At 69.0% G+C, this 16,332-nt stretch carries 17 protein-coding genes and 1 tRNA gene; 5 read left to right on the top strand and 13 right to left on the bottom strand.

The genetic code is table 11. The features are described from left to right. Positions 1–13 precede the first annotated feature (13 nt). Positions 14–868 carry a fumarylacetoacetate hydrolase family protein gene (locus tag BJ972_RS15050; protein WP_129177300.1) on the top strand — a complete coding sequence of 285 codons (855 nt, stop codon included), beginning with the start codon at positions 14–16 and terminating at the stop codon, positions 866–868. Between the two features lie 115 nt (positions 869–983). On the opposite strand, the gene BJ972_RS15045 is transcribed toward BJ972_RS15050, so the two are convergent. Continuing rightward, positions 984–1,071: transfer RNA gene (locus tag BJ972_RS15045), tRNA-Ser, on the bottom strand. Between the two features lie 97 nt (positions 1,072–1,168). Here BJ972_RS15045 and radA point away from each other — a divergent pair. Further along, positions 1,169–2,533 carry a DNA repair protein RadA gene (radA, locus tag BJ972_RS15040; protein ID WP_129177302.1) on the top strand — a complete coding sequence of 455 codons (1,365 nt, stop codon included), beginning with the start codon at positions 1,169–1,171 and terminating at the stop codon, positions 2,531–2,533. A gap of 101 nt (positions 2,534–2,634) precedes the next feature. Here the strand turns inward: radA and BJ972_RS15035 are convergent, their stop codons facing one another. The 5 genes from BJ972_RS15035 to BJ972_RS15015 all read right to left on the bottom strand — a co-directional run bounded on the left by BJ972_RS15035 (position 2,635) and on the right by BJ972_RS15015 (position 7,630). Further along, the gene (locus tag BJ972_RS15035) at positions 2,635–3,036 is read right to left on the bottom strand and encodes a dehydrogenase (RefSeq protein WP_129177304.1); all 402 of its coding nucleotides are present in this window, start codon (positions 3,034–3,036) and stop codon (positions 2,635–2,637) included. 161 nt (positions 3,037–3,197) lie between these two features. Next, on the bottom strand, positions 3,198–3,521 hold the full coding sequence (locus tag BJ972_RS15030; protein WP_129177306.1) for a hypothetical protein: 324 nt from the start codon (positions 3,519–3,521) through the stop codon (positions 3,198–3,200). Positions 3,522–3,548: 27 nt separating this feature from the next. After that, positions 3,549–4,175, bottom strand: a complete 627-nt coding sequence (locus tag BJ972_RS15025) for a hypothetical protein (protein ID WP_129177308.1) — start codon at positions 4,173–4,175, stop codon at positions 3,549–3,551. A gap of 104 nt (positions 4,176–4,279) precedes the next feature. After that, entirely contained in the window at positions 4,280–4,786 is a 507-nt protein-coding gene (locus BJ972_RS15020; protein ID WP_129177310.1) for an amino-acid N-acetyltransferase, read from the bottom strand. Positions 4,787–5,098: 312 nt separating this feature from the next. Beyond that, complete coding sequence (locus BJ972_RS15015) at positions 5,099–7,630, bottom strand: ATP-dependent Clp protease ATP-binding subunit (protein WP_129177312.1); 2,532 nt, start codon at positions 7,628–7,630, stop codon at positions 5,099–5,101. Between the two features lie 217 nt (positions 7,631–7,847). Between BJ972_RS15015 and BJ972_RS15010 the strand changes: the two genes are divergently transcribed. Next, the gene (locus BJ972_RS15010) at positions 7,848–8,465 is read left to right on the top strand and encodes a DUF2975 domain-containing protein (protein WP_129177314.1); all 618 of its coding nucleotides are present in this window, start codon (positions 7,848–7,850) and stop codon (positions 8,463–8,465) included. Continuing rightward, entirely contained in the window at positions 8,465–8,704 is a 240-nt protein-coding gene (locus BJ972_RS15005) for a helix-turn-helix domain-containing protein (protein WP_129177315.1), read from the top strand. Before BJ972_RS15010 ends, BJ972_RS15005 begins: the two co-directional genes overlap by 1 nt. A 53-nt stretch (positions 8,705–8,757) precedes the next feature. Here BJ972_RS15005 and BJ972_RS15000 read toward each other — a convergent pair whose 3' ends face one another. Further along, on the bottom strand, positions 8,758–9,201 hold the full coding sequence (locus tag BJ972_RS15000) for a hypothetical protein (RefSeq protein WP_129177317.1): 444 nt from the start codon (positions 9,199–9,201) through the stop codon (positions 8,758–8,760). A gap of 81 nt (positions 9,202–9,282) precedes the next feature. On the opposite strand from BJ972_RS15000, the gene BJ972_RS14995 reads away from it, so the two are divergent. Next, a complete protein-coding gene (locus BJ972_RS14995; RefSeq protein ID WP_129177319.1) occupies positions 9,283–10,275 on the top strand; it encodes a pirin family protein in 993 nt (330 codons plus the stop codon). Positions 10,276–10,292: 17 nt separating this feature from the next. Here the strand turns inward: BJ972_RS14995 and cls are convergent, their stop codons facing one another. The 6 genes from cls to BJ972_RS14965 all read right to left on the bottom strand — a co-directional run bounded on the left by cls (position 10,293) and on the right by BJ972_RS14965 (position 16,313). Continuing rightward, the gene (cls, locus tag BJ972_RS14990) at positions 10,293–11,759 is read right to left on the bottom strand and encodes a cardiolipin synthase (RefSeq protein WP_129177321.1); all 1,467 of its coding nucleotides are present in this window, start codon (positions 11,757–11,759) and stop codon (positions 10,293–10,295) included. Between the two features lie 2 nt (positions 11,760–11,761). Beyond that, on the bottom strand, positions 11,762–11,938 hold the full coding sequence (locus tag BJ972_RS14985; protein WP_164990006.1) for a hypothetical protein: 177 nt from the start codon (positions 11,936–11,938) through the stop codon (positions 11,762–11,764). Between the two features lie 167 nt (positions 11,939–12,105). Further along, positions 12,106–14,100 carry a PTS fructose transporter subunit IIABC gene (locus tag BJ972_RS14980; protein ID WP_129177130.1) on the bottom strand — a complete coding sequence of 665 codons (1,995 nt, stop codon included), beginning with the start codon at positions 14,098–14,100 and terminating at the stop codon, positions 12,106–12,108. Continuing rightward, on the bottom strand, positions 14,097–15,077 hold the full coding sequence (locus tag BJ972_RS14975; RefSeq protein ID WP_129177128.1) for a 1-phosphofructokinase family hexose kinase: 981 nt from the start codon (positions 15,075–15,077) through the stop codon (positions 14,097–14,099). The genes BJ972_RS14980 and BJ972_RS14975 overlap by 4 nt, the downstream gene beginning before the upstream one ends. Then, positions 15,074–15,862 (bottom strand): DeoR/GlpR family DNA-binding transcription regulator, encoded by a 789-nt coding sequence (locus tag BJ972_RS14970; protein WP_129177126.1) that lies wholly within the window; start codon positions 15,860–15,862, stop codon positions 15,074–15,076. Before BJ972_RS14970 ends, BJ972_RS14975 begins: the two co-directional genes overlap by 4 nt. A gap of 304 nt (positions 15,863–16,166) precedes the next feature. After that, entirely contained in the window at positions 16,167–16,313 is a 147-nt protein-coding gene (locus BJ972_RS14965; RefSeq protein ID WP_164989996.1) for a hypothetical protein, read from the bottom strand. Positions 16,314–16,332 lie beyond the last annotated feature (19 nt).

Raw genomic sequence — 16,332 nt, 5'->3', positions numbered from 1 at the left:
CCTGGAGCACACCATGGAATTCCTCCGACTCGGCGAACCCGGCGCTGAACGCCCCGCGGTTCGACACGACGGCCGCACCCATCGACTGGACTCGCTGACAGCCGACATCGACGGCGCCTTCCTCGCCGACGACGGCATCGCACGCACCCGGGCCGCACTCGCGGCGGGTGAGCTGCCCCTCCTCGACGGAGCCGAGGGTCTGCGCGTCGGCGCGCCGATCGCCCGCCCGCCGGCGGTGCTCTGCATCGGGCAGAACTATGCGGCGCACGCGGCGGAGTCGGGCGATGCACCGCCGACGATCCCGATCCTCTTCCACAAGCACCCCAACACCGTCGTCGGACCGTTCGACGACGTGTTCATCCCGCCGGGAGCGGAGAAGGTCGACTGGGAGGTCGAGCTCGGCGTCGTCATCGGCACGCGCGCCCGGTACCTCTCGAGCCCCGAGGAAGCGCTCGCACACATCGCCGGATACGTCGTCTCGCACGACGTCTCGGAGCGCGCCTTCCAGGTCGAGCATTCGGGCGGCCAGTGGTCGAAGGGCAAGAACGCCGAGACCTTCAATCCGCTCGGGCCCGCGCTCGTGCCGGCCGACGAGGTCGACCCGCAGGCGCTGCGGCTGTGGTCGCGCGTCAACGGCGAGCCCCGCCAGGACTCGAGCACCTCCGACATGATCTTCACGGTCGCCGAGATCGTGCACCACCTCTCGCAGTACCTCGTGCTCGAACCGGGCGACCTCATCAACACGGGCACGCCCCAGGGCGTCGCCTTCTCGGGGCGCTTCCCCTACCTCCGCGCGGGCGACGTCGTCGAGATCGGCATCGACGGGTTGGGCGAGCAGCGGCAGCGGTTGGTCGACGCGGTCGTGTGAGCGTGCGAAAGGGCCCGGTCGATTCGACCGGGCCCTTTCTCGTGGGTTCGTCGTACCCACACAAAGCGAAAGCCCCCGATCTCCTCATCGTTCTGAGGAGCGCGGGGGCTTTCTGTGGCGGTGACGGTGGGATTTGAACCCACGGTAGCTTTCACTACACAACTTTTCGAGAGTTGCACCTTCGGCCGCTCGGACACGTCACCGAGGACGAGCTTACTAGCCCGAGCCCGGCTCGCCAAAACGGGCGACGAGGGGATGCCGCGGGCGGGGGTGTCGGCGGTCATCAGTAGTGTCGAGGGCATGGCCCGATCGACCACCACCTACCGCTGCACCGAGTGCGGATGGTCCACCGTCAAATGGGTCGGCCGCTGCGCCGAGTGCCAGCAGTGGGGCACCGTCGTCGAGATCGGTGAGCCGACGGGCATCGCGAAGCGCGTGCAGACCGTGGCCGTCACGACGGCCGCCCGACCGATCACCGAGGTCGAGACGTCGGAGACGGGCCACTCCCCTACGGGCATCACCGAGTTCGACCGCGTGCTCGGCGGTGGCATCGTGCCCGGCGCCGCCGTGCTGCTCTCGGGCGAACCGGGCGTCGGCAAGTCGACCCTCCTGCTCGAGGTCGCGGCGCGCGTCGCCCGATCGGGTCGCCGGGTGCTCTACGTGAGTGCCGAAGAATCCGTCGCTCAGGTACGACTGCGCGCCGGGCGCACCGACGCCCTGCACGACGAGCTCTTCCTCGCCGCCGAGACCGACCTCGGCACGATCCTCGGTCAGGTCGACGCGGTGAACCCCGGCCTCCTCATCGTCGACTCCGTGCAGACGGTGTCGAGCGCGTCATCCGACGGTCTCGCCGGTCAGCCCGGCCAGGTGCGTGAGGTCGCCGCGGCCCTCATCCGTCTCGCGAAGGAGCGCAACGTGCCCGTGCTCCTCGTCGGCCACGTCACGAAGGACGGCACGATCGCCGGGCCTCGCCTGCTCGAGCACCTCGTCGACGTCGTGTGCCAGTTCGAGGGCGACCGGCAGACCGCGCTCCGCTTCATCCGCGCGCTCAAGAACCGTTTCGGCCCGACCGACGAGGTCGGCTGCTTCGAGATGACGGGCGACGGAATCGCCGAGGTGCCCGACCCGAGCGTGCTGTTCCGCAGCAACAGCACGACGCCCGTGAGCGGCACGTGCGTGACGATCGCGCTCGAGGGTCGCCGTGCGCTGCCCGTCGAGATCCAGGCACTCGTCGTGCGGTCGAGCTCGCCGCAACCGCGTCGCGTCGTCAACGGAGTCGACCCGGCCCGCGTCGCGATGATCGTCGCCGTGCTGCAGAAGCGCGGCCGCGTGCCCGGCCTGTCGGAGCACGACATCTACGTCTCGACCGTCGGCGGAGTGCGACTCGTCGAGCCCGCAGCCGACCTCGCGATCGCCCTCGCCATCGCGTCGGCGACGACCGACACCGTCATCTCGCACACCATCGCGGCGTTCGGCGAGATCAGCCTCGCGGGCGAGGTGCGTGCCGTCACGGCCGCGCGTCAGCGCACCTCCGAGGCCGCGCGGCTCGGCTATCGCACCGTCTTCGACTCCGAGATCGGAAGCGTGCACGGTGCCGTGGCGCGCATGCGACTGGCGTCCGCCCCCGTCACGCCGATCCGGCCCGACGTCGACATCCGCTTCTAGAGCGGGATCCGGGTTCGGGTTCCAAGTCTCGGCTTTGGGTTCCGGGTCCGGTTTCCGGGCTCCGGCTCTGGGTCTCGGGCTCCGGGCTCCGGGTCGGGTACTCAGGCTTCGAGCGCGGCGAGCAGGTCGGCGGGGGGAGCCTGCATGGGGTGCGGGCCGGCGATGTCGAGGAAGACCGTCGTGATCTTCCCCTCGTGACTCGAGAGGAAGGAGCGCAGCCACTGCGGCGGCTGCAGACCGACCGCGGGAGGCAGGTTCTCAGGCTTGTTCTTCGCATCGCTGAAGAGCAGCAGCGCGACATCCCCGGTGTTCGGGTCGCGGTACGTCCACACCTCGCCCGCGCCGGGCTTGTCGCGCGGCGGCGGCTTCAGCAGCGGCACGATCGTGTTTCCGTGGCGGAGCGCGAGGGCGACCGCGGCAATGTCCTGACGCTCGAGCGCTTCGGCGAGCGCCTCCGATCGGAACTCCGGGGCCGGCTTGCCGCCCTTCTTCTTCGCTGCCATCCCTCAACGATACCGAGCGCGCGTGGGCGTCAGCTCCGCCGGGAACCCCTCTGGCCGGTCACGGATGCTGCCGAATGGGGCTCACCCCGGCGTGTTCCGGCCTCAGCCCGGCGTGTCAGCCGCATCCGCAGCATCCGTGAACGGAGACGGGATGCGGATGATCACATGAACCAGCCGAGGATGATGCCCGAGAGCGCGACGACGGTCGTCGCACCGACGAGCAGAGCCGTGATCGGCAGGGCGAGCGGGGCGTGAGCACGCGCGGCGAGCACGACGGCGATGACGCCGAGGATCGTGGCGATGAGCGCCGTGATCGCCGCGAAGGGCCCGAGCACGATGAGCAGCCAGTAGATCGCCATCATGTCGGGGATCAGGCCGATGAGGAACACGACGACGAGCGGGATGAGTCCGAGGGCGGACACGATCAGGGAGGCGACGCCGAAGCCCGACACGCGTCGCTTCGGAGGAACCACCGGTGTCGTCATGCCGCGAGTGTAGCGAACGACGAGGCGCTAGTTGAGGATGAACTGCTTCGTCGCGGCCGACTCGATGCCCGCGACGGTCACGGTCAGGTGGTACGACGCCCCTCCGGCGGGAACGGGCTCGCGCTCACCGTCGCACGTGTCGACGCTCGAACGGGTGCGGTCCCAGACGATCGGCGCCGCCGAGCTGATCGGAACGTTCGGCTCGAGCACCACGTCGGCGTCGACCGCGTCGGTCTGGCAGTCCGTCGACGTCCAGTACGCCTCCTCGCCGCTCGTGATCGTGAAGACCTGACCGCTCGTACCGGCGTTGATGACGCACGCCTCGGTGCCCGTGTTGGTCAGCTGCACCGAGAGTTCGGGCGAATCGCCCGGCGCGAAGACGTCCGCGTTCGTCAGGGCCTCGACGAGCACGTTCGATGCATCGCACGGAGCGCCCTCCGCCGCGGCATCCTCGGTGGGGATCGCCGTCGATGCGGCATCCGTCGCAGCAGGCTTCGACGCAGAGTCCTTCTGCTCGTCGGCACTCGCCCCGGGCCGCACGACGATGAGCACGACCACGACGATGACCGCGAGGAGTCCGAGAAGCACCAGTATGCGTCGCCGCCAGTACACCTTCGGTGACTGCGGGCCGACGGGGTTCTTGAGCGTCGACATGCCCACAGGGTACGGCGAGGCGACGGATGACAGAGGATGACGCGCCGCGAGCACCGCGCAGACTCAGGCTCGCCTCGCTCGGCCTCCGTCGCAGCGGGCGTACGTCAGACGAGGAGCTTCAGCATGCGGGTGTTGCCGAGCGTGTTCTGCTTGACGCGCGCGAGGTCGAGGAACTCGGCGACACCGTCATCCGTCGACCGCACGAGCTCGGCGTACACCTCGGGGTCGACCGTCTCTGCGCCCATGTCGGCGAAACCGTGTCGCTCGAAGAACGGCACCTCGAAGGTGAGGCAGAACAGGCGGGAGAGGCCGAGCGCACGGGCATCCGCTTCGAGTCGGTCGACGAGGGCGTGACCCACACCGCGGCCGAGCCACTCGGAGGCGACGGCGAGCGTGCGCACCTCGCCGAGGTCGGCCCACATGACGTGCAGCGCTCCGCAGCCGATGAGCGTGCCGTCGGCGGCCTCCGCGACACGGAACTCCTGCACCGCCTCGTAGAACACGACGCGCTCCTTGCCGAGCAGGATGCGCGCCTGGACGAGCGGTTCGATGAGCGCGGCGATCGCGGGCACGTCGCTCGTGCGAGCGGTGCGCACAGTGAAGTCGGTCACCCGCTCACTCTACGCCGGGGCCCGGCGCGGATGACGCGGGTGCGCGCCTCCCCTGACACGCGTGCCCTCTCGCGCGAGTGCCTACCGCAGGAGTTCCGTTCGCGCGGTGGAGTGCCGCACGAGTGGTACTCCAGCGCGCGAAGTGCACTCCAGCGCGCGGGGGGCGGACGGGAAAAGAAGGTGGAGATGCAAGAGGGGCGAAGTAGTGAGGAAAGGAGGCGGGGGGTTGAGAATGCGCGCCTCAACGACGAATGCCGCGGGCGCCGCGTCCGAAGAGACATGCGCCCGCGGCATCCGCGGTGCTGGCTGGTGTCAGTCGCCCGATGCGGCGGCGAGGTCGGGTGAGACCGGGCCGGTGCCGATCGCGGCGCTCGAGTTGACGCCGACACCGACGGGGAGTGCCCGCTGCGTCGTCGTGAACACGAACTCGTTCTCGAGGAAGTCGACGTGCACGTGGTCGCCCGAGTTGAGCTTGCCGTGCAGGATCTCCTCCGAAAGGCGGTCTTCGATCTCGCGCTGGATCGCGCGACGCAGGGGGCGCGCACCGAGCGAGGGGTCGAACCCGACCTCGATGAGACGCTCCTTCGCGGCCTGCGTGAGCTCGACGGTCATGTCGCGGTCGAGCAGGCGGTCGGAGAGACGCTTGATGAAGAGGTCGACGATCTGCAGCAGCTCGGGCTTCGTGAGCTGCGGGAACACGATGGTCTCGTCGACACGGTTGAGGAACTCGGGCTTGAAGTTCTTCTTCAGCTCTTCGTTCACCTTGCCGCGCATGAGGTCGTACGCGTTCCGCGTGTCACCCTCGAGCTGGAAGCCCGTGGGGCTGCCCGTGATGTCCTTCGTACCGAGGTTGGTCGTCATGATGATGACCGTGTTCTTGAAGTCGACCACGCGACCCTGACCGTCGGTCAGGCGACCCTCTTCGAGGATCTGCAGGAGCGAGTTGAAGATGTCGGGGTGAGCCTTCTCGATCTCGTCGAAGAGCACGACCGAGAACGGCTTGCGGCGCACCTTCTCAGTGAGCTGGCCGCCCTCTTCGAAGCCGACGAATCCGGGAGGGGCACCGAAGAGACGCGAGACCGTGTGCTTCTCGCCGTACTCCGACATGTCGAGCGAGATCATCGCGGCCTCGTCGTCGAAGAGGAACTCGGCGAGAGCCTTGGCGAGCTCGGTCTTTCCGACACCGGTGGGGCCGGCGAAGATGAACGAACCGCTCGGACGCTTCGGGTCCTTGAGGCCCGCACGCGTGCGACGGATGGTCTTCGCGAGGGCGGCGATCGCCTGCTCCTGGCCGATGACGCGCTCGTGCAGCGCCTTCTCCATGAAGACGAGTCGGCTCGACTCCTCTTCCGTGAGCTTGAAGACGGGGATGCCGGTGGCCTGGGCGAGCACCTCGGCGATGAGACCTTCGTCGACGACGGCGGTCGTCGTGACCTCGCCCGACTTCCACTGCTTCTCGAGGCGCAAACGCTCGCCGAGCAACTGCTTCTCTTCGTCGCGGAGCGAGGCGGCCTTCTCGAAGTCCTGGTCTTCGATCGCGGTCTCCTTCGCGGCGCGCACGACGGCGATCTTCTCGTCGAACTCGCGCAGCTCGGGCGGGCTCGAGAGGATCGAGAGGCGGAGGCGTGCGCCGGCCTCGTCGATCAGGTCGATCGCCTTGTCGGGGAGGAAGCGGTCGGAGACGTACCGGTCGGCGAGGTTCGCCGCAGCGACGATCGCACCGTCGGTGATCGAGACCTTGTGGTGCGCCTCGTAGCGGTCGCGCAGGCCCTTCAGGATGTTGATCGTGTGGGGCAGGCTCGGCTCGGCGACCTGGATCGACTGGAAGCGACGCTCGAGAGCGGCATCCTTCTCGAAGTGCTTGCGGTACTCGTCGAGGGTCGTCGCACCGATCGTCTGGAGCTCACCGCGAGCGAGGAGCGGCTTGAGGATCGACGCGGCGTCGATCGCGCCCTCGGCGGCACCGGCACCCACGAGGGTGTGGATCTCATCGATGAAGACGATGATGTCGCCGCGCGTGCGGATCTCTTTCGTGACCTTCTTCAGTCGCTCTTCGAAGTCACCGCGGTAGCGGCTTCCGGCGATGAGCGAGCCGAGGTCGAGCGAGTAGAGCTGCTTGTCCTTGAGCGTCTCGGGCACCTCGCCCTTGACGATCGCGAGCGCGAGGCCCTCGACGACGGCGGTCTTACCGACGCCGGGCTCACCGATGAGCACGGGGTTGTTCTTCGAACGACGCGACAGGATCTGCATGACGCGCTCGATCTCTTTCTCGCGCCCGATCACGGGGTCGAGCTTCGCGTCGCGCGCCGCCTGCGTGAGGTTGCGGCCGAACTGGTCGAGGATCTGCGAGCCGCCCTGCGCCTGCTGCTGCTCGTTGGCGCCGCCGACCTGCACCTGCTCCTTGCCCTGGTAGCCCGAGAGCAGCTGGATGACCTGCTGGCGCACGCGGTTGAGGTCGGCGCCGAGCTTCACGAGAACCTGGGCGGCGACGCCCTCGCCCTCGCGGATGAGGCCGAGCAGGATGTGCTCGGTTCCGATGTAGTTGTGGCCGAGCTGCAGAGCCTCACGGAGGCTGAGCTCGAGGACCTTCTTGGCGCGCGGCGTGAAGGGGATGTGCCCCGTCGGCTGCTGCTGGCCCTGGCCGATGATGTCTTGGACCTGCTCGCGCACGGCGTCGAGCGAGATACCGAGCGACTCGAGCGCCTTCGCGGCGACTCCCTCGCCCTCGTGGATGAGGCCGAGCAGGATGTGCTCGGTGCCGATGTAGTTGTGGTTGAGCATCTTGGCCTCTTCCTGGGCCAGGACGACAACACGGCGAGCGCGGTCGGTGAATCTCTCGAACATCTCTACTCCTCTCGGCACCACGCAGGGATGCGGCTCCGATACAGAGAGACTAACCACGCTTTCGAGCCGATATGGCGGTGTTCGCCCTCGGCGCATCGTCGCCGTCATCCCCCGCCTCACCCACCCGGGCCGCGAGCGGCGGATGACGGTTGACAGAGCCATCCGCTCGCCCTAACGTATCGTTTATCGTTGTTATCGATAATCGTTAGGAGTCGAGATGAGCACCGTCGACACGTACAAGCAGAGCCGCGGCGACACGATCGGCCTGTACACCTTCATGGTCGCGGGCATCGCGATCGCCGGCATCACGACGTGGGCCGCCGTCGCTCGCATCATCGAGGTCCTGCCGAATCGCGACGTCACCGTGTTCGCCGACTTCTCGGGCACCATCGCCTCGGCGCCGATCGGCCCCGACGGCGCGCCCGTCGACGTCGAACTCGACACGGCCCTCATCACGGCGGAGTCACTGCCCGGGGCATCCGTCGCCGCGCTCGTCATCCAGCAGATCGTCCTCGCTCTCACGGTCATCGTCGTCGTGGGCTGCCTCATCGGGCTCTGCCGCAACATCATCCGCGGGCAGGTGTTCAGCCGCACCAACACGGTGCTCGTCACGACGGCGGGCTTCACGGCGCTGGCGGGCTTCGCGCTCACGCCGTTCTTCGGCAACATGGGCGCGAACGGGGCGTTCGCCCGACTGAGCGACCGCACGTTCAACAACGTCGTGCTCGCGGTCGACCCGTTCGCACTGATCATGGTCGCCTTCGTCGTCGCCCTCGCCTCGACCGTCTTCGTCGTCGGCGACCGCATGCGGCGCGACACCGAGGGCCTCGTCTGATGGCTCCGGTCGACCTCGACTCGCACGACATCCACTGCCGACTCGACGAACTGCTCGCCGAGCGGGGCATGACCCTCGCGCGGCTCGCCGAACTCGTCGGCGTGAGCAACGTGAACCTCAGCGTCTTGAAGAACGACCGGGCCCGCGCCATACGCTTCTCGACACTGCAGGCGATCTGCGACGTGCTCGAGTGCGACGTGGGCGACCTGCTCGTCGTGCGCCGCGCCCCGCGCGCCTGAGCCGAGAACGACGAAGCGCCCCGGCACTCGGTGCCGGGGCGCTTCGCTGAGTCTTACTTGACGTCGAGCTCGATCTCGCGGTCGAGGACCTCGATCGTGAGCGGCTCGGTCGTCGTGACCTTGACGGGCGTCCAGAAGACGGTCGTGTGAGGGACGAGGTCCATGGTGCAGGGCTGGTCGGGCAGCGGCGGAACGACGATCTCGACGCGGTTGCCCTCGCCGGCCTCTTCGAGCACGCGGATGTCGCTGCCGACGTACGGGCAGGTCGACGAGCCCCACAGCGTCACGGCGATCTGACCGCCCTGCTGGAGCCACTGTGCGACGGGCTCGCCGTCGAACTCGGCCTCGTCGCCGTGGTCGCCCGACTCCTCGTGATCGCTCACCGGAAGACCGGAGTAGTCCTCGACGGTCCCCCCACCGGGGTTGCACGCCGAGAGGAAGAGGACGGATGCCGCCGCAGCGGCGACGAGGACGGAGCGACGAAGAGCGGAAGCCATGCCGCCAGCATATCGTTCGACCGCATCTCGCCGTGGGCGTCGGAGGCCCGGCACGTCGGAGGCCCGGCATAGGATCCCGGCATGAGCAATCAGGAGCGCGACCCGGCCGAGCTCGTGTGCGCTCCGGCGGCGACCGACGTGCGAGCGCCGATCGAGATCCTCGAGCCGCGCGACGTGCCCCTCGGCGGGCCGCGGGCCATGCCCGTGCGCCGCACGCTCCCGCAGCGAGGGCGCACGACGATCGGCGCGTGGTGCTTCGCCGATCACTACGGCCCCGACGACGTCGCCGAGACGGGCGGCATGGTCGTCCCGCCCCACCCGCACACGGGTCTGCAGACGGTCAGCTGGCTCTTCGAGGGTGAGATCGAGCACCGCGACAGCGTCGGCAGCCACGCCCTCGTGCGCCCCGGCGAGCTGAACCTCATGACGGCGGGGCGCGGCATCCAGCACTCCGAGGTCTCGACCGACGAGACGCGTCGACTGCACGGCGTGCAGCTCTGGGTCGTCCTGCCCGACGATTCTCGCAACACGGCACCCTTCTTCGAGGCCCACGAGGCCGTGCACGTCGACCTCGACGACGCGCACCTCGCCGTCTTCGTCGGCTCTCTCGCGGGGGCCGATACCGAGGTCACGACGTTCTCGCCGCTGCTCGGCGCTCAGATCGACCTGCCCGCGGACGGCACCGTGCTGCTCGCGATCGATCCCGCCTTCGAACACGGCGTCCTCGTCGATGCCGGGCCCGTGAGAATTCAGAGCGACGACGACGCCGCGGCCGACGTCGCCTGGTCGGAGCTCGCCTTCATCGAGCCCGGTCGGCGCGCGCTGCGCCTCACGGCCGGAGAGACACCGGCTCGCGTCATCCTGCTCGGGGGCACGCCCTTCGAGGAAGAGATCGTCATGTGGTGGAACTTCATCGGCCGCGGGCACGACGAGGTCGTCGAGTACCGACGCCAGTGGCAGGCCGACGTCATCGCGCAGGGCAACCTCGACGGCCGCTTCGGATCGGTCGCCGACTACCCGGGCGAGGCGCTGCCCGCACCCGAACTGCCGAGCGTGCGGCTCAAGTCGCGCTGAGCGACGCGGGCGCTGCGCTACTGCAGCGCGCTCGTGAGACGAGCGAGGTTGTCGAGCACCGTCGAACGCAGGGGCTGCTTGAGCCACGATTCGAGCGTGAGCTCCGTCGAGATCGCCCGATAGCCGTCTTCGACGCGGCGCATGTCGGCCACGAACGTCGCGCCGCGAACGAGCAGCGAGACTTCCATGTTGAGTTCGAACGAACGGATGTCCATGTTGCTCGACCCGATCACGGCGACGTCGTCATCGATCGAGAAGTGCTTCGCGTGCAGGATGTACGGCCCGGGGTACATGTAGATGCGTACGCCCGCGCGCAGCAGCGCCTCGTAGTACGAGCGCTGGGCGTGGTAGACGAGGGCCTGGTCGCCGATCTCCGAGACGAAGAGCTCGACGTGGATGCCGCGCTGCGTCGCACCGCTGATGGCGAGGAGCATCGCCTCGTCGGGCACGAAGTAGGGGCTCGTGATGATGATCTTCTCCTGCGCCGCGTACATGAGCGCGAGGAAGAGCTTGAGGTTGTTCTGGTTCGGGAACCCGGGGCCGCTCGGCACGACCTGGCAGTCGAGGTTCTGTGCCTCGGCAGGCTGATCGAACGGCACGGGCGAACGCTGCAGCAGCTCGTCGGTCTCGAGGTACCAGTCGGTGAGGAAGATCGCGTTGATGCCCGAGACGATCGGGCCCTCGAGGCGCACGATGAGTTCCTGCCACTGCAGACCGCGGCGGATGTTCGACGGCTTGTTGTAGCTGCGGTCGATCATGTTGAGCGAGCCCATGTAGGCGACCTCGCCGTCGACCACGAGGAGCTTGCGGTGGTTCCGCAGATCGGGGCGCTGGTACTTGCCCTTGAAGGGCTGCACGGGAAGCATGAGATGCCACTCGGCGCCCATGTTCGTGAGTCGCTTGAGGGTCTTCCGGTAGCCCTTCGACCGGAGCGACGCGATGTGGTCGAGCAGTACGCGCACCGTCACGCCGCGCTTCACCGCACGCTCGAGCGCGTCGAAGAAGGGAGCCGTCGTCTGGTCGAGGGCGAGGATGTAGAACTCGACGTGCACGTAGTTGGTCGCGTCGTCGACCGCGGCCGTCATGGCGTCGAGCGAGGCCTGGTAGTCGCCGATGAGCGACGCGCCGTTGCCGCCGATGAGGGGCATGGCTCCGAGGTTGCGGTTCTGGCGCACGATGCCCTCGAACCAGTCGGGCCAGAGCTCTTCGCTCGAGACGTGCTCGACGCCATCCGTCGTGTCGAGGATGAACTGGTTGACCTCGGCCTGCTGCTCGCTGCGGTGCTTACCGAGCTTCGGCGAACCGATGAGCAGGAAGAAGAAGACGCCGAGGAAGGGGATGAAGAAGATCGCGAGCAGCCAGGCCATGCCGGCCGTCGGGCGACGGTTGCGGGGGACGACGATGACGGCGACGACGCGAACGATCAGGTCGATCGCGATCAGCACTCCACCGAGGATGAGTGCCGTCTGCTCCCCCGAGGGCATGTCTATGTCGCCGTGCTGTCGAGCCCGAGTCGGCGGCGCTCTTCGGCCTCGATCTTCGCGTAGGCGGCACGCTCGTTGCGATCGGAGCGGATGACCGCCCGCATGACGACCCAGAAGAGCACGCCGATGAGGATCGTCGGCGAGACCGACCAGATCGCATTGAGCCAGTAATCATCCATGGTCAGTCCAGGATACGGCCCGGCGAGCGTTTCGCCCACCACCGTCATCCGCCCCCTCTCCCCCTCCCCCAACAGTCTCGGCGTCACGACACGCTGGCTATCGCACGGATAACCAGCGTGTCGTGACGCCGAGACGGGGGTGGGGGTGGGGGGGGGTGGGCGGTGGGTCAGGCGGCGACGAGGGCGGGCTCGGCCTCAAGCGCGACGGGGGTCTTGCGAGCCCAGCGCTTGAGAGCGATGACAGCGAGCGCCGAGACGACGGTTCCGGCCGCGATCGCGATGACGAACCACAGCAGGTTGCCGATCGCGAAGAACACGAAGATGCCGCCGTGGGGCGCCTGCGAGGTGACGGATGCCGCCATGCAGATCGCACCCGTCGTCATACCGCCGAGGATCGACGCGGGGATGACGCGCAGCGGGTCGGCCGCGGCGAACGGGATCGCTCCCTCACTGATGAACGCTGCGCCGAGCAACCACGCGGCCTTGCCGTTCTCGCGTTCGACCGCGGGGAAGAGCTTGCGGTCGAGCACCGTGGCGAGCGCCATCGCGAGCGGCGGCACCATTCCGGCGGCCATGACGGCGCCCATGATCATCCACGGGAACTGGTTGTCGACCGAACCCGCGCCGAGTCCCGCGACGGCGAACGAGTACGCCACCTTGTTGACCGGACCGCCGAGGTCGAACGCCATCATGAAGCCGAGGATGAGGCCGAGCACGACGGCACCGGTGCCCGTGAGCGACGAGAGCCAGTCGTTGAGGGTCGTCATGAGCCACGCGATGGGGCCGCCGAGCACGATGAGCATGAGACCGGAGGCCACGATGCCGGCACCGAGCGGGATGATCACGACGGGCATGAGACCGCGCAGCCAGCGCGGCGCGTTGATGCGACCGATCCAGTACGCGACGGCACCCGCGAGGAGACCACCGACGAGACCGCCGAGGAAGCCCGCGTTCATGAGCAGCGCGATGGCACCGACGGTGAAGCCCGGCGCGATGCCCGGTCGGTCGGCGATCGCGTAGGCGATGAAGCCCGCGAGGGCCGGCACGAGGAAGCCCATCGACGCGGCACCGATCGTGAAGGCGACGGCGCCGAGGTACTCGCCGAGGCCGCCAGCCGGGAGGTTCCAGAGCGTTGAGCCGAGCACGACCTCGGTCGCGTTGTCGGTGATGTCGTAGCCGCCGAGCAGGAAGCCGATCGCGATGAGCAGACCGCCACCGGCGACGAACGGGATCATGTAGCTGACACCCGTGAGGAGCCAGCGCTTGAGCTTCGCCCCGACCGATTCGTCGGTCGCGGCCGCTGCCGACGACGCGCTCTCGGCGCCCGCGGCGACGCGCGGTGCCTTCGGGTCGTGCGACGCCGCGACGGCGTCGGCGACGAGCTTGTCGGACTCGTCGATGCCGCGCTTCACGGGCACCTGGATGACGGGCTTGCCCGCGAACCGTGCCTTGTCGCGCACGTCGACGTCGACCGCGAAGATCACGGCCTCGGCGCGGGCGATGATCGCCGGGTCGAGCGGTGTCGCTCCGGCCGAACCCTGCGTCTCGACGTGGAACTCGACGTCGGCGCGCTTCGCCGCGGCGGTGAGCGCGTCGGCCGCCATGTACGTGTGCGCGATACCCGTCGGGCACGCGGTGACGGCGACGATGACGGGGCGGGCGGATGACGCGGGCGACGCGGCATCCGTCGGCGGAACGACCTCGGGCTCGGGCTCGTCGCTCTCTTCGAGGGCGTGATCGAGGATCGCGACGACCTCCTCGGGCGTCGATGCGGCGCGGATCGCACCCGTGAAGTCGTCGTCCATGAGCGAGCGCGCGAGCGTCGCGAGGAGCACGAGGTGCGCCTCGGCGGCACCGTCGGGCGCGGCGATCATGAAGACGAGGTCGGCGTCGCCCTCGCCGAAGTCGACGCCCGGCGCGAGACGCGCGACGGCGAGGCTCGGGCGGATGACGGCGGCCGACTTGCAGTGCGGGATGGCGAGTCCGCCGGGGAGACCGGTCTCGGACTGCTCCTCGCGCTTCCACGCGTCGGCGAACAGCTGCTCGACGTCGGTCGCGCGGCCGGCGGCGACGAACCGTTCGGCGAGTGCGCGGATGACGCTCGCCTTGTCGCCGAACGCGCCGTCGAGGACGACGAGGCCCGGCTCTGAGATGTCGGTCATGAGAGCTCCTTCGGGAGGTCGGCGGCGTCGCCGACGGGGGTGACGTCGACCACGGACGGGTCGACCTGTTCGCGAGTGGGGACGATGCTGCCGGGCAGCGAGACGGCGGCCGCGCCCGAGGCGACGGCGCGCGCGAGAGCGGCGGCAGGCGCTGCTCCCTCGGTGGACGCGACGAGGAATCCGGCGAGCGACGAGTCGCCGGCTCCGACGGTGGAACGAGCCTCGACGCGGGGGGCACCGGCGAACCATGTGCCCTCGCTGGTGACGAGAGCGGCGCCGACCGACCCGAGGGTCACGAGGCTCGCACGCACCCGGTCGGCCGGGATGGACTGCGCGAGGGCGATCGCGGCACCCGGGCCCGCCTCGAGCTCGGCTTCGCTCGAGCTGCCGAGGAGTTCGGCGAGTTCGGCGGCGTTCGGCTTGATGAGGTCGAGCGCGAGGCCCGCTTCGACGACGGCGATGAGCGCGGGGCCCGACGTGTCGACGGCGATGCGGGGCGCGCTCGTCGCACCCTCGCGCACGGCACGCACGATGCGGGCGTAGAAGTCGTCGGCGACGCCCGGCGGCAGCGAGCCCGCGAGCACGAGCCAGTCGGCTCCGTCGCTCGTCGCCACGATGAGCTCGACGAGTTGCGCCTGCGCGCGCTCGTCGAGCGTCGGGCCGGGCTCGTTGATCTTCGTCGTCGTGCCGCCCGGCTCGGTGATCGTGAGGTTCGAGCGGATGCGCCCGTCGATCGCGACGGTGAGCGTCGGCACATGCGCGGCCGCGAGCAGCCCGAGGAAGGGGTCGTCGGTCGCACCGGGCAGGATCGCGGTCGCGTCGACGCCGGAGGCGAGGAGCGCGCGGGCGACGTTCACGCCCTTGCCGCCCGGGTCCTCCCGCGTCGAGACGGCGCGCTGCACGTCTCCGCGTTCGAGGCGGTTCTCGAGGAGCACCGTGCGGTCGGTCGACGGGTTCATCGTGACAGTGACGATCATGCGATCACGACCTCGACGTCGGCCGCGTCGAGCGCTGCGGCGAGCGCGGCGGGCGGAGCGGCATCGGTCACGAGGGTGTCGATCTCGTCGAGGCGGGCGAACCGCACGAGAGCCTCCGACTCGAGCTTCGACGAGTCGGCGAGCACGACGACGCGACGGGCGGCGTGCGCCATCGCGGTCTTCGCGGCGGCTTCGGCCTCGTCAGGAGTGCTGAGCCCGAAGCCCGCGCTCACGCCGTTCGTGCCGAGGAAGGCGATGTCGGGCCGGAGCGACGAGATCTGCGCGACGGTCGCGGCACCGACCGCAGCGCCCGTGATGCCGCGCACCGATCCGCCGAGGAGACGAAGGCGCACATGCGCTGCTCCGTGCAGAGCGGATGCCGTCGGCAACGAGTTCGTCGACACATCGAGCGTCGCGCCGGGAGTGCTCGGCGACCAGGCGGTCAGCAGTTCGGCGAGGCGGCTGGTCGTGGAGCCCGCGTCGATGAGGAGCGAGCCCTCGAAGGAGTCGGGCACGAGTCGAAGGGCGGCTCGAGCGATGGCGTCCTTCTCGGCGCTCCGCTGCGGAAGACGATCGGCGAGGGATGTCTCGGCGAGGGTCGTGCTCGCGGCGCCGACCGCTCCCCCGTGCACGCGCCGCAGGCGTCTCTGCTGCTCAAGGGCGTCGAGGTCGCGGCGGATGGTCTCGCTCGTGACGTCGAACTCGCGCGAGAGGCCCGCGACCGAGACTCTACCGTCGCGGGCGATCGCCGAGACGATGTGCTCGTGTCGCTCCGTCGCGTACATGCTGTCTCCTTCTCGATCGACAGCCGGTCACCGTCGACTCGAGAATAAAACCACACATTCCCACACAAAACAATATGTTCACAGAATCATGGACACCTGGCATCCCGTGCCTGCGCCCCGCCGCCGGCCCGCCGCACCCCGTCCCACACCCCGTGGGCGCGTGAGGGGCCAGTAATGAGGGCTCTGCGCGCGCGATAAGGCGATCTACTGCCCCCTCACCGACCGGAATGGGGCAGGGGGCAGGGGGCAGGGGGCAGGGCAGAGTCGGACAGAGCCGGCGGCGGATGACGCGGGCGGGGGCCGCTCAGTTGTTGATGATGCCCCAGACGCCCGAACCGATCAGGTACAGGGCTACGGCGGTGACGACGATCCAGATGGTGAGGCGCGCGTTCGACGTTCGCTTCGGGTCCTTCTCGGGCTCGAGCTCGCTCTTCGGGAGGTAGTCGTTCATCGCGTCATCCGTTCACTGG

The organism is Agromyces atrinae (assembly GCF_013407835.1).
In the GTDB taxonomy this organism is placed as follows: domain Bacteria; phylum Actinomycetota; class Actinomycetes; order Actinomycetales; family Microbacteriaceae; genus Agromyces; species Agromyces atrinae.
The sequence above is the reverse complement of the archived record's forward strand: the minus strand, read 5'-3'. Positions and strand labels throughout refer to the sequence as shown.